The sequence below is a fragment of the Streptomyces sp. CNP082 genome, assembly GCF_059570535.1.
Genome location: NZ_JCANSZ010000066.1, coordinates 24,016 through 36,869, shown reverse-complemented (window position 1 = coordinate 36,869; position 12,854 = coordinate 24,016). Strand labels below are relative to the sequence as shown.

The window sequence follows — 12,854 nt, the reverse complement described above, 5'->3', positions numbered from 1 at the left end:
CTCCATGTCAGCCTCTCCGCTGCTAGACCCAGTGGGGAGGCACCCTCGTATCGGTGCCGGAGCGTGTCTGCCAGTCCGCTCACTGTTCGGCGCTCGACGGCGCTCAGCCCTGTCGACGGTCTCCACGCCCCGGGCAACCGCCGGATCCCGCAGAACTCATGCCGGACGTCATCAACGCGTCGAGCGAGCAGGGCGGTAACCCGGCGGCACCTCGGGTGCATCAGCAGTCACACGACCACCGACACAAGGATGGTGCACCAGTGAGCGTGCGGGTGCTGGTGGTGGACGACCAGGCGGTGGTACGGGCCGGCTTCGCGGCGGTCATCGGGGCGGAGCCGGATCTGGCGGTCGCGGGCGAGGCCGCCGACGGCGCGGATGCGCTGCGGCTGGCCCGTACCGCCGCGCCCGACGTGGTGCTCATGGACATCCGTATGCCGGGCATGGACGGCCTGGCCGCCACCCGGGCGCTGACCGCGCTGGAACTGCCGGCCCGGGTGCTGATCCTGACCACGTTCCGCCGCGACGACTATGTCTTCGAGGCCCTGCGCGCGGGCGCGTCGGGGTTCCTGCTCAAGGACTGCTACCCGCAGGATCTGGTGGACGCCATCCGCACCGTCGCGGCAGGCGAGGCGCTGCTCGCGCCGGCGGTCGTCCGCGGGCTCATCGACGCCTTCGTGAGCGGCGCGGTCGTCCCACGCGCGGCGCGGGACGACCGGCTGGACGTGCTGACGGAGCGGGAGACCGAGGTGCTGCGCCAGGTGGCGAAGGGGCTGAGCAACCCGGAGATCGCCGCGGTCCTCGGCATCGCCAGGTCGACCGTGAAGACCCATGTGACGGCCGTCCTCGCCAAGCTGGGGCTGCGGGACCGTACGCAGGCCGTCATTTACGCGCACGAGACCGGCGTCGCCACCCGCTAGCCGTGCTGACCCGGGGGACCCTACTGCTGCGACTCCTCCAGCAGGCGCAGCGCCAGCTCCTTCAGCTCGGGGCTCGCCTCGGCCGCGTCGCCTGAGTCGTACGGGGGCTGCGGGTCGTACTCGACGGCGAGCTGGACCGCCCGCGCCGTCAGTTCGTCGGTGAGCCGGGCGGCCAGGTAGAGGGACATGTTGATGCCCGCGGAGACGCCGGCGGAGGTGATCACCTTGCCGTCGTGGACGTAGCGTTCCGGCACGTACGTGACGCCGAAGGCCGCCTCCAGGTAGTCCTTCGACGCCCAGTAGGTGGTGGCGCGGGTGCCGAGCAGGCCGGCGGCGCCGAGGACGAGGGAGCCGGTGCACACCGAGGTGGTGAAGCGGGTGCTGCGGTGGGCCCGGCGCAGGAAGCCCAGTATCGCGGGATTCTCCATGGCGGCGACGGTGCCGCGGTTGCCGGCGCCGGGCACCAGGACCACGTCGAGCGGGCCGGTCTCGGCGAACGACCGGTCGGCGACGACCGCGGTGTGCCCGGTGTCCGTGCGGACGGGGCCGCGGCTTTCGGCGATCACCGTGACGTCCGCCCCGGGCAGCCGGGAGAGGACCTCTACCGGGCCCGTCGGGTCGAGGATGCTGAAGCCGTCGTACAGCATGACTCCGATCCGCGGGCCGCTCACCGTCCGCGCCCCGGTCCTCCCCTTCGTGGCGGCGTGGGCCGTACCGGCCGGGAGCCCAGCCGGGAGTCCGGCCGCGAGGCCCGCCGCGGCGAGCGCCGCTGCGCCGCCGAGAGCTCTCCTGCGCGTGGTCGTACTGGTCTGCGTGTCGGTGTGCGTCATGTTCCGGGAGTCTGCCGATCCGGCCGCGGCCGGGCCCGCGGCATGTCCGGCATCCTGCGAAGCGTGTCCCCGGTGATCCCGTAGTGGTCCAGGAACGCCTGGCGCAGCGTCTCGGCGGAGCCGAACCCGCAGCGGCGTGCGACGGCGGCCAGCGTCAGCCCACTGGAGCGGATGAGGTGGGCGGCCGACTCGGTGCGGGCGGCGCGCACCGCACGCGCCGGTGTCGTGCCGAGGTGCCGGGCGAACAGCCGGGTGAGGTGGCGGGTGCTGATGCCCGCGCGGGCGGCGAGCGCGCGGGGGCCGAGGTCGTCGGCGAGGTGGCCGGAGACGTACCCGAGGAGGTCGTGGACGAGGCGGTCACCGCTGGCCGGGGCGGCCAGGAACATGCTGATCTGCGCCTGGTCTGCGGGGCGTTGCAGGTACGTCACCAGCTCGCGGGCGACGCCGCGCGCGAGGGTCGGGCCGTGGTCGTCCTCGATCAGCGCGAGCGTCAGGTCCAGCGCGCTGGTCACGCCGGCGGAGGTGTAGACGTTCCCGTCGCGTACGTACAGCGGGGCGGGGTCGACGGCGACGGCCGGGTGGCGGGCGGCGAGTTCGGCGCCGTAGCGCCAGTGGGTGGTCACCCGCCGCTGGTCCACCAGACCGGCGGCGGCCAGCACGAACACCCCGGTGCACACCGCCGCGACCCGGCGGGCGCCGCCCGCGAGCCGCCGTACCTGCCTGACCAACTCCCCGTCCACGGCCGCCCGCTCGTGCCCGATGCCGCCGACGACCATGAGGGTGTCCGGCCGGGCCGGCACCTCGGCGAGACGCTGCCCCCCGCCGACGCCGATGCCGGCGGAGCTGAGCACGCCGCGCCCGCTGGCGGTGGCCAGCCCGATGGCGTACGGCGGCGCCGCGCCGAAGCGGTTCGCGGCGTCCAGGGCGCCGCTGGGGCAGGCGATGTCGAGTATCTGCGCGTCGTCGTACGCGACGAGCACCACCCGGCGCACCTGGTCTGCCACCCGCACCGCACCTCTCCGACGTGCGAAGGCCCGTGCCGCTCCGGCCTCCGGCCACGTACCGGGCGGCGGCCTAGCCTTGAGGGCATGGCCCTGTTCGAGGTGGAGCGTACGGTGCGGGCACCGGCGGCGGCGGTCTGGGGCCGGCTGACCGACTGGCCCGCGCACGGCGGGCGGGTCCCGCTGACCCGGATCACCGGCGTCTCCGTGCCCGCGGCGGGCGTCGGGGCGCGGTTCACGGCGCGCACCGGCGTGGGCAGGGTGGGTTTCGACGATCCGATGGAGGTCGTCGCGTGGTCGCCGCCGTCGGCCGGGCGGGCGGAGGGGCGGTGCCGGCTGGTCAAGCGGGGGCGGGTGGTGCGCGGATGGGCCGAGATCGAGGTGTACGGGCCGCGGGCGGGCGCTCGGGACGGGGCCGGGCCTGTGCGGGTGGTGTGGCGGGAGGAACTCGGGGTGCGGGGCGTGCCGCGGGTGCTGGATCCGCTGGTGGCGTTCACCGCACGCCGGGTGTTCCGCCGCGTCCTCGACGGCCTGCTCAGCGCTCCCTGACCGGCGCGGGCGCGCGCAGGTCAGGACGAGAACAAAGTCACAGCCAAGGCTGCCCTCACCCATCCGTTAGCTGAGCTGGCTAGCATCCGACCATGACCGTCCTGCCCGATGACGGGCTCTCCCTGGCGAGCGAGTTCCCCGACGCGTCGCACGAGCAGTGGCAGCACCTGGTGGCCGGTGTGCTGCGCAAGTCCGGCGACGCCGACAAGAACCTCTCCGGCGACGAGGCGGAGGCGCTGCTGAGCACCGCGCTCGAGGACGGGCTGCGCACCCCTCCGCTCTACACTTCGCGCCACCGCGCCCCGGACCCCGGCCTGCCCGGCTTCGCGCCCTTCGTACGCGGCGGCCGGCCCGAGGGGAACGCCGCCGGCGGCTGGGACGTACGCCAGCGGCACGCGGTGCCCGACGCGCAGGCCGTGCTCGGCGACCTGGAGAACGGCGCCACCTCCCTGTGGCTCGCCGTCGGCGACGCCGGCGGCATCCCGGTGGCGGCGCTCGCGGACGTCCTGAAGGACGTCCACCTCGACCTGGCGCCCGTCGTCCTGGACGCCGGCGCCGAGACCGGGCCGGCCGCGCGGGAACTGCTGCGGCTGTACGAGGAGCGCGGCGTCGCCGCCGGCGCCGTCCGGGGCGGCCTGGGCGCCGACCCGCTCGGCCACGAGGCCCGTACCGGACGCCCCCGGGACACCGCGGAGCCGGCCGGTCTCGCCCGGCTCTGCGCCGAGAGCCACCCCGGCCTGCGGGCCGTCACCGTGGACGCGCTGCCGTACCACGAGGCCGGCGGGTCGGCGGCGCAGGAGCTGGGCTGCTCCCTGGCCACGGCGGTCGCCTATCTGCGGGAGCTGACCGCGGCCGGGCTGAGCGCCGCGCAGGCGTGCGCCCAACTGGAGTTCCGGTACGCGGCCACCGCCGACCAGTTCCTGACGGTCGCCAAACTGCGGGCGGCGCGCCGGATGTTCGCGCGGGTGGCTGAGGTCTGCGGGGCGCCCGGGGCGGGCGCGCAGCTCCAGCACGCGGTGACCTCGCCGGTGATGGCGGCCCGCCGCGACCCCTGGGTGAATATGCTGCGCACCACGGTCGCCGCCCTCGCCGCCGGAGTCGGCGGCGCGGACGCCGTGACGGTGCTCCCCTTCGACCACGCGATCGGTCTGCCGGACGCGTTCTCCCGGCGCATCGCCCGCAACACCTCGGCCATCCTCATCGAGGAGTCGCACCTGGCCCGGGTCATCGACCCGGCCGGCGGCTCCTGGTACGTGGAGCGGCTGACCGACGAACTCGCCCACGCCGGCTGGGAGTTCTTCCAGGAGATCGAACGGGCCGGCGGCCAGGGCGCGGCACTGCGCTCCGGGATGGTCGGCGAGCGGCTGGCGCGGACCTGGGCGGAGCGCCGCACGCGGCTCGCCACCCGGCGCGAGCCGGTGACCGGGGTGAACGAGTTCCCCGACCTGGCGGAGCAGCCGGTCGTGCGCGCGCCCGCGCCCGAGCCGCCGTCCGGCGGGCTGCCGCGGGTGCGCAGGGACGAGGCGTTCGAGGAGCTGCGGGCGCGCTCCGACGCACACCTGGACGCGACCGGCGCCCGGCCGCGCGTCTTCCTCGCCGCGCTGGGCCCGGCCGCCGTGCACACCCCGCGGCTGACCTTCGCCGCGAACCTGTTCCGGGCCGGCGGCATCGAGCCCGTCACCGACGGCACCTTCGCTGACAGCGGGGCACGTGAGGCGTGTCTGTGCTCCGGCGACCCGGTCTACGAGGAGCAGGGTGCCGCCGCCGCGGCTCAGTTGCGGGCGGCCGGCGCACGGCACCTGTACCTCGCCGGGCGCCCCGGCCCGTACGACGGCGCCGACACCTATGTCCACGCCGGCTGCGACGCCGTGGCCGTGCTGACCGGCGCACTGGACCGGATGGGAGTGGCCCGATGACCGTCCCCGACTTCTCGGACGTGGAGCTCGGCACCCCGGCCCCCGCGGCCGGCGCCGACGAGTGGCACGCCGCCGTGAAGGGCGGCGGTGACGGGGGCGACCTCGGCTGGGAGACGCCCGAGGGCATCGCCGTCCAGCCGCTGTACACCGGGCGGGACCTGGCGGACCTGGACTTCCTGGACACCTACCCGGGCGTCGCGCCGTATCTGCGCGGCCCGTACCCGACGATGTACGTCAACCAGCCGTGGACGATCCGGCAGTACGCGGGTTTCTCCACCGCCGAGGAGTCCAACGCCTTCTACCGGCGCAACCTCGCGGCCGGCCAGAAGGGCCTGTCCGTCGCCTTCGACCTGCCCACCCACCGCGGCTACGACAGCGACCACCCGCGGGTGACCGGTGACGTCGGCATGGCGGGTGTGGCGATCGACTCGATCCTCGACATGCGCCAGCTCTTCGACGGCATCCCGCTGGAGAAGATGACGGTGTCGATGACGATGAACGGCGCGGTGCTGCCGGTGCTGGCGCTGTACATCGTCGCGGCCGAGGAGCAGGGGGTGCCGCCGGCGAAGCTGGCGGGGACCATCCAGAACGACATCCTCAAGGAGTTCATGGTCCGCAACACCTACATCTACCCGCCGAAGCCGTCGATGCGGATCATCTCCGACATCTTCGCCTTCACCTCGCAGCGGATGCCGCGCTACAACTCGATCTCGATCTCCGGCTACCACATCCAGGAGGCGGGCGCGACGGCCGACCTGGAGCTGGCGTACACCCTCGCCGACGGCGTGGAGTACATCCGCGCGGGCCAGGCGGCGGGCCTGGACGTGGACGCCTTCGCGCCGCGGCTGTCGTTCTTCTGGGCGATCGGCATGAACTTCTTCATGGAGATCGCCAAGCTGCGCGCAGCGCGTCTTCTCTGGGCGAAGCTGGTCAAACGCTTCGGCCCGGAGAATCCCAAGTCGCTGTCGCTGCGCACGCACTCGCAGACCTCCGGCTGGTCGCTGACGGCGCAGGACGTCTACAACAACGTGACGCGCACGTGCGTCGAGGCGATGGCGGCCACCCAGGGCCACACGCAGTCGCTGCACACCAACGCCCTGGACGAGGCGCTCGCGCTGCCGACGGACTTCTCCGCCCGGATCGCCCGCAACACGCAACTGCTGCTCCAGCAGGAGTCCGGTACGACCCGCGTGATCGACCCGTGGGGCGGCAGCGCGTACGTGGAGCGGCTGACGTACGACCTGGCGCGGCGGGCCTGGCAGCACATCGAGGAGGTCGAACAGGCCGGCGGCATGGCGCAGGCGATCGACGCGGGCATCCCGAAGCTGCGGGTGGAGGAGGCGGCGGCGCGCACCCAGGCCCGTATCGACTCCGGGCGGCAGCCGGTGATCGGCGTGAACAAGTACCGGGTGGGGTCCGACGAGCAGATCGAGGTGCTCAAGGTCGACAACTCCGCGGTGCGGGCGCAGCAGATCGCCAAGCTGGAGCGGCTGCGCGCGGAGCGCGACGAGGCCGCGTGCCGGGGCGCGCTGGACGATCTGGCGCGGGCGGCGGCCGGTGAGGGCAATCTGCTGGAGCTGGCGGTACGGGCCGCGCGCGCCCGGGCGACGGTGGGCGAGATCTCGTACGCCCTGGAGACGAGCTACGGGCGGCACGCCGGGCAGATCCGTACGATCTCCGGTGTGTACAGGAACGAGGCGGGCGAGTCGCCGTCGGTGGCGCGGACCCGGGCGCTGGTGGGCGAGTTCGCCGAGGCCGAGGGCCGGCGGCCACGCATCCTGGTCGCCAAGATGGGCCAGGACGGGCACGACCGCGGGCAGAAGGTGATCGCCACGGCCTTCGCGGACCTCGGCTTCGACGTGGACGTCGGCCCGCTCTTCCAGACCCCGGCCGAGGTGGCGCGGCAGGCCGTCGAGGCGGACGTGCACATCGTGGGGGTGTCGTCGCTGGCGGCCGGGCATCTGACGCTCGTACCGGCGCTGCGCGAGGCGCTGGCGGAGGAGGGGCGCGACGACATCATGATCGTGGTGGGCGGCGTGATCCCGCCGCAGGACGTGGCGACGCTGCGTCAGATGGGCGCGACGGCGGTGTTCCCGCCGGGCACCGTGATCCCGGACGCCGCGTACGGCCTGGTGACGCAACTGGCCGCCGGCCTCGGTCACGACGCCGCGTGAGCGGGTGAATCCCCAGGAAATGGCCATCGACCTCGACACGTACGTCAAGGGCGTCCTGGAGGGCAAGCGGGCGCTCGTCGCCCGCGCGATCACCCTCGTGGAGTCGACCCGGCCGCAGCACCGCGCGCTGGCCCAGGAGTTGCTGACCGAGCTGCTGCCGCACAGCGGGAACGCCCGGCGCATCGGGGTCAGCGGGGTGCCGGGGGTGGGGAAGTCCACGTTCGTCGACGCCTTCGGCAGCATGCTCACAGGGCTGGGCCACCGGGTGGCGGTGCTGGCCGTCGACCCGTCGTCCAGCCGCACCGGCGGGTCGATCCTGGGCGACAAGACGCGCATGGAGCGCCTGGCCGTGGATCCGGCCGCCTTCATCCGCCCCTCCCCCACCGCGGGCACGCTCGGCGGGGTCGCGAAGGCGACGCGCGAGTCGATCGTGGTGATGGAGGCGGCCGGCTACGACGTGGTGCTGGTGGAGACCGTCGGCGTCGGCCAGTCCGAGACGGCCGTCGCGAACATGGTCGACTCCTTCCTGCTGCTGACCCTGGCCCGTACCGGGGACCAGTTGCAGGGCATCAAGAAGGGCGTCCTGGAGCTGGCCGACGTGATCGCCGTCAACAAGGCGGACGGGCCGCACGAGCGCGACGCCCGGTCGGCGGCGCGGGAACTGGCGGGCGCGCTGCGGCTGATGCACGGCAAGGGCGCGTTCTGGACGCCGCCGGTGCTGCACTGCAGCGCGCGCAAGGCCACGGGGCTCGACACGGTCTGGGACCGGCTGGAGCGCCACCGTGAACTGCTTGAGACCACCGGACGGCTGGCCGGCCGGCGGCGCGATCAGCAGGTGGACTGGACGTGGACGATGGTGCGCGACGAGCTGCTGGGCCGGCTGCGCGCCGACCCGGCGGTCGGCGCGCTGGCTCCCGGCCTGGAACAGCAGGTCAGGGACGGCGAGTTGACGGCGACGCGGGCGGCGGAGCGGATCCTGGACGCGTTCGGCGGCTGAACCGGCCCCGGCCGGGCCTTGCGGCGGGGCGGTGCGGTGTCAGCTCACCGGCTGCCCGGTGCGCGAGCCGATCGGCGGGGCCTTCGTGTGGTCGCGGGCGCCGGTGACCGGACAGCCGAGGGTGCCGGCGGCGTCGTAGGCCGGCGCCTTGGGGTCCCGGTAGCCGGCCCAGGCGATCGCCCCGGCGAGCACCGCAAGGACGCCGGCGACCCCGGCACCGGTGCGGAACGCCGATGCCGACGCGTCGGCGAGCACCGGCCCCAGCGCCGCGCGCCCGGCGGCCGGGAGCGCGGCGGGCGGCTCGTCGGAGAGCGGCTGTTCACGCGCCGCCTCCAGGACGGCGTCGTCCGGTGCGGCGATGCCGGCGCGGGCGAGTCCGTCGTCGAGATCGGCGGAGAACTGTACGGAGATGACCACGCCGAGCACCGCGATGGCCATCATGCTGCCGATCCGGGCGATGGCGTTGTTGATGCCGGAGGCGATCCCGGCCCGGCCGGCGGGGGCGGCGGACATCACGCCGGAGGTGAGCGGCGCGACGAGCATCGCCAGGCCCAGCCCGTGCACCAGGACCGACGGAAGCACGACGGTCCACATCGAGGTGCCCGCGTCCGCGCGCAGCAGCAGGAGCATCCCGAGCCCGGCGAGCAGCGAACCGCCGGCGATGAAGGGCCGGCCGCCGTGCCGGTCGGCGAGCGCGCCGAAGCGCCCGGAGAGCACGAACAGCACCATGATCGGTACGGCGCCCGCGATGCCGGCGGGCGCCGGCCCGTAGCCGAGGTTCTCCTGCAGGAAGAGGATCGTGTACGTGCCGCAGGAGATGAGCGCGCCGTAGAGGACGAACGTCGTGGCGTTGATGGCGGCGAACGCCCGGATGCGGAAAAGCGCGGGCGGCAGCAGCGGGTCGCGGGCGCGGCGCTCCCAGGCCAGGAACGCGACGAGCGACGCGACCCCGGCGACGAGGGCGGCCAGGGTCGGCGGGTCGACCCAGCCGCTGCGCGGCGCCTGGATGAGGTAGAAGGCCGGCCCGCCGACCGCGGGGACGGCGAGCGCGGCACCGGCGACGTCGACGGAGGCGGCGGCGGTGCCGGTGCCCGGCGGGGTCGCGCGCAGGATCAGGGCGACGACGACGGCCGCGCAGGGCAGTTCGATCCAGTAGACCGCCCGCCACGACAGTGCGTCGATGAGCAGCCCGCCGACGACGGGGCCGGCGATCACGGACAGCCCGCTCCACGCGGACCAGCGGGCTATCGCCCGCGAGCGGTCCCCCTCGTCGAACGCGCCGGTGATGACGGCCAGGACGCTCGGCAGCAGCAGTGCGGCGGCGGCGCCCTGGAGGAGCCGGCCGGCGACGAGCACTCCGGCGCTCGGTGCCACCGCGCACGCCAGCGCGGCGGCTCCGAACCCGGCCGTGCCGACAGCGAAGACGAGGCGCCGGCCGTAGACGTCCCCGAGCGCCCCGCCGACGAGGATGAGGCTGCCGACGGCGAGGAGGAACGCGGCGACGATCCACTGCTGCACGGCCATGCCGGCGTCGAGGTCACCGGCGATGGCGGGCAGCGCAACGGTGGTCATGAGCCCGTCCATGCCCACCAGCGACGAGGCCAGCACGCAGGCCAGCAGCACCAGGCCCGCCTGCCGTCGGGGAGTGGGCGACGGGGCGGATGCGGAGGTCATGGCGACCATACTCCCGCCGGGCGAGTACGGCGGGCAATGGGCCGGCATGCCACGGGACGGCGTGCGGGGTGGCGCCGCCGCGGGGAGCGGCGGCGCGGGAGCCGCGGCGCGGGGAGGGGCGCGGGACGTATCAGACCGGCGCGCCCTTCGACTTCAGCAACTCGACGGTCCCCGTGATGTTTCCGGCCTCCTGGATTTCCTCATGGGAGACCTCCGTGTCGAAACGCAGGCTCAACTCGACGGCGACTTCCACGAGCACCAGCGAGTCGAATTCCATGATATCGAAGGGCGTTTCGACGGTGGTTCCCGCCGGTGCCCCGAATTCGGTGGTAAGGAGATCGAGCAGTTCTTCGGCCGCTTGCCGTGCCGACGACGTCACAGGTGAACTCCGTTTCGTGCTTCCTTGCTTTCCTTACGTATGGCAGGCCGCGATCCTGCCGGTCATGCCGCGGCGATTTCCGGCCAGGTGATTGCGATCGATCCCCACGAAAGTCCGCCGCCGAACGCGGCCAGGACGACACGGTGTCCGGCCGTCATTTCACCCGCCGCGACGGCGTCGGTGAGAGCGAGCGGAATCGAGGCTGCGGAGGTGTTTCCGACGCGGTCGATGTTGACCACGAGCCGGTCCACGGGGAAATCCAGCCTGCGCGCCAGGGTGGTGAGGATCCGTTTGTTGGCCTGGTGGCCGACGAGCCGGTCCACCTCCCCGGTCTCCCAGCCCACGCGCCCCAGCACCTTCGTCACCGACTCCGCCATGCGGGCGACCGCGAGGGCGAAGACCTTGTCGCCCTGCATCGTCAGCGCGTGCGTCCGGGGGTCGCGTACGGGCCCGGCGGCGGCCTCCCTCGAACCGCCGCCCGGCGCGTACGCCAGGTCGAAGCGGGAGCCGTCGGAGCCCAGGTCGGTGGCGAGCAGCACCCCGGGATCACCGGCGTCCGGCACGGCGGTGAGCACGGCCGCCCCGGCGCCGTCGCCGAAGATCACCGCTGTCGTGCGGTCACCGGTGTCCAGCAGGCTCGACATCGTCTCCGCGCCGATCACCAGCACCCGCCGCGCCTGCCCCGCGACGATCTGCGCCGCCGCGGTCGCCAGCGCGTAGACGAAGCCGGAGCACGCGGCGCCCATGTCGTACGCCGCCACCGGGCCGAGCCCAAGCCGGGCCGCGACCTGCGGCGCCGTGGCCGGGCAGGGGTGGTCCGGGGTGGTGGTGGCGAGGACCAGGGCGTCGACCGCGCCGGGCTCGGGCGACAGGCCCGCCGACTTCAGCGCGCGGTGTCCCGCCTCCACCGCGAGGTCGCCGGTGGCCAGTCCCGGGGTGGCCCACCGGCGGGTGCGGATGCCGGTCCTGGTGCTGATCCATTCGTCTGAGGTGTCGAGAGTGCGGCTGAGGTCGTCGTTGGTCACCTGCCGCGGCGGCAGATGGGCGCCCAGCCCGATGAGCGCGGCGTGCTGCGTCATGGTCGTTCCCCTTCGGACGGCGCGGTGTCGGCTGGAGGGCTGCGTAGGCTGCGTAGGCTGCGTGGGTGCCGCCGGTCAGGGCAGCCGGTGCGCGACGTTGCAGGACAGCCGCATGCCGGCAGACACGCTGCTCAGCCGTCCGACGCGCCAGGTGCCGCCCTCGGTCGCCAGCTTCACCGCGCGGCCGAGCACCACCCGCAGCCGGTCGTCGCCGAGGGCCGGCCCGCCGGCGGCTGCGGACGGGTCGTCGAGAGCGATCGCGGTGGTGCGCATCCAGAGCGTGTGGGAGGAGGCCCGCTCGATGCCGTCGTAGCGGTAGAGGAGCACCTGCCCGAGCTGGAGTGCGCCCACGAACAGGTCGATCATCGTGGGCGGCAGCGGCGGGCCCCCGGGGCCGGTCCCGGCGGTGACGGTCAGCTCCGCGCTCATCTCCTCGTCGCCTTCGGCGACGACATCGGTGACGAACTGGCTGCGCGCGACGTGGGACGCGCCGAAGGGCGCGTCGTTCCAGGGGCCGGGGCGCATCCCGGCCGTCGCGTACGCCCCTTCCCGCACGCCCGCCGGGTCGCCCGTGGGGTGCTCCACCTCCACCCGCACGGCCATCGCGCCGACCCGGCAGTCAGCGGTCGTACGCCGCAGCCCCGGCGCGGAGCCGACGGTCACGGAGCCCTCGGTGGCCCCGACGGGGAAGTGGTCCAGGCCCTCCTCGACGGGCTCGTTGCCCGCCTTGACGGACAGGGAGCGGACCGTGAACGGCGCGTCGGCGGGCAGGTCGCGGGTGTGGGCCACGAGCAGGCCGGCCAGCCACGCCCCGTAGACCATGGCGTCGATCGTCGACAGGTGCGGGCGCTGCCGGACGGTCCCCTTGCGCGACCAGGTGCCGCCGATGTGCAGCCCCGCGGTCGCGTCGATCCGGCCCGGCCTGCCGTCGGCCGCGGGCTGGACGGCGATGTCGGTGAGGATGTTGGTGACGCGCTTGAATCCCTCGCCGAGGAATCGCTCGCGGCGGTCTCCCAGAACGTCGTCGACTGAGCCTGCATACAGCTCCTGTGCTGATTGCGCGGTGAATTGCATAAACGGACCCTCCCCCGGTCATACACGTCTGTCGGTGGCGCCTGTTCCGTATCGGTGCGGGGGTGCTCCGGGCCCTCTTGTGCCGACTCCGATTCAGGCTGTGAAACCGTTGCCCATGGAACTCCACCGTAGACGACGCCTGTTCCCCGGGACGAGCGAGATTCCGCCGGCCGGGCCGTTTCTGCCAATATATTGCTACCGGCGCTCACCCGCGTTCCCGACGTATCCGAGTAGTACGGTGAACCGGTCCGTGTACGACCGAGA

The 12,854-nt window shown here is 73.9% G+C and carries 11 protein-coding genes; 5 read left to right on the top strand and 6 right to left on the bottom strand.

Annotation, left to right across the window (positions count from 1 at the left end; translation table 11 throughout):
- Positions 1 to 260: 260 nt before the first annotated feature.
- Positions 261 to 917, top strand: coding sequence for a response regulator (locus B124_RS32585; RefSeq protein ID WP_496506619.1), 657 nt, complete (start codon positions 261 to 263; stop codon positions 915 to 917).
- Positions 918 to 937: 20 nt separating this feature from the next.
- Here the strand turns inward: B124_RS32585 and B124_RS32580 are convergent, their stop codons facing one another.
- Both B124_RS32580 and B124_RS32575 read right to left on the bottom strand, forming a co-directional pair.
- Positions 938 to 1,747, bottom strand: coding sequence for a DJ-1/PfpI family protein (locus B124_RS32580; protein WP_496506618.1), 810 nt, complete (start codon positions 1,745 to 1,747; stop codon positions 938 to 940).
- The gene (locus B124_RS32575; protein WP_496506622.1) at positions 1,744 to 2,730 is read right to left on the bottom strand and encodes a GlxA family transcriptional regulator; all 987 of its coding nucleotides are present in this window, start codon (positions 2,728 to 2,730) and stop codon (positions 1,744 to 1,746) included. The genes B124_RS32580 and B124_RS32575 overlap by 4 nt, the downstream gene beginning before the upstream one ends.
- Positions 2,731 to 2,835: 105 nt before the next feature.
- Here B124_RS32575 and B124_RS32570 point away from each other — a divergent pair, with 105 nt between their 5' ends.
- The 4 genes from B124_RS32570 (at position 2,836) to meaB (ending at position 8,384) form a co-directional block, all read left to right on the top strand.
- Positions 2,836 to 3,297, top strand: coding sequence for an SRPBCC family protein (locus tag B124_RS32570; RefSeq protein ID WP_496506617.1), 462 nt, complete (start codon positions 2,836 to 2,838; stop codon positions 3,295 to 3,297).
- Between the two features lie 92 nt (positions 3,298 to 3,389).
- Positions 3,390 to 5,213: a methylmalonyl-CoA mutase family protein gene (locus B124_RS32565; protein ID WP_496506616.1), complete on the top strand. Its 1,824-nt coding sequence runs from the start codon at positions 3,390 to 3,392 to the stop codon at positions 5,211 to 5,213.
- Positions 5,210 to 7,387, top strand: coding sequence for a methylmalonyl-CoA mutase (scpA, locus tag B124_RS32560; protein WP_496506615.1), 2,178 nt, complete (start codon positions 5,210 to 5,212; stop codon positions 7,385 to 7,387). Before B124_RS32565 ends, scpA begins: the two co-directional genes overlap by 4 nt.
- A gap of 19 nt (positions 7,388 to 7,406) precedes the next feature.
- The gene (meaB, locus tag B124_RS32555) at positions 7,407 to 8,384 is read left to right on the top strand and encodes a methylmalonyl Co-A mutase-associated GTPase MeaB (RefSeq protein WP_496506621.1); all 978 of its coding nucleotides are present in this window, start codon (positions 7,407 to 7,409) and stop codon (positions 8,382 to 8,384) included.
- A gap of 39 nt (positions 8,385 to 8,423) precedes the next feature.
- Here the strand turns inward: meaB and B124_RS32550 are convergent, their stop codons facing one another.
- From B124_RS32550 to B124_RS32535, 4 genes are all read right to left on the bottom strand, one after another.
- On the bottom strand, positions 8,424 to 10,058 hold the full coding sequence (locus B124_RS32550) for an MFS transporter (protein ID WP_496506614.1): 1,635 nt from the start codon (positions 10,056 to 10,058) through the stop codon (positions 8,424 to 8,426).
- Positions 10,059 to 10,188: 130 nt separating this feature from the next.
- On the bottom strand, positions 10,189 to 10,437 hold the full coding sequence (locus B124_RS32545; RefSeq protein WP_496506613.1) for a phosphopantetheine-binding protein: 249 nt from the start codon (positions 10,435 to 10,437) through the stop codon (positions 10,189 to 10,191).
- A 62-nt stretch (positions 10,438 to 10,499) separates the two neighbouring features.
- Positions 10,500 to 11,516: a beta-ketoacyl-ACP synthase III gene (locus B124_RS32540; RefSeq protein ID WP_496506612.1), complete on the bottom strand. Its 1,017-nt coding sequence runs from the start codon at positions 11,514 to 11,516 to the stop codon at positions 10,500 to 10,502.
- 75 nt (positions 11,517 to 11,591) lie between these two features.
- Positions 11,592 to 12,590, bottom strand: a complete 999-nt coding sequence (locus B124_RS32535; protein ID WP_496506611.1) for an AvrD family protein — start codon at positions 12,588 to 12,590, stop codon at positions 11,592 to 11,594.
- Positions 12,591 to 12,854: the final 264 nt, after the last annotated feature.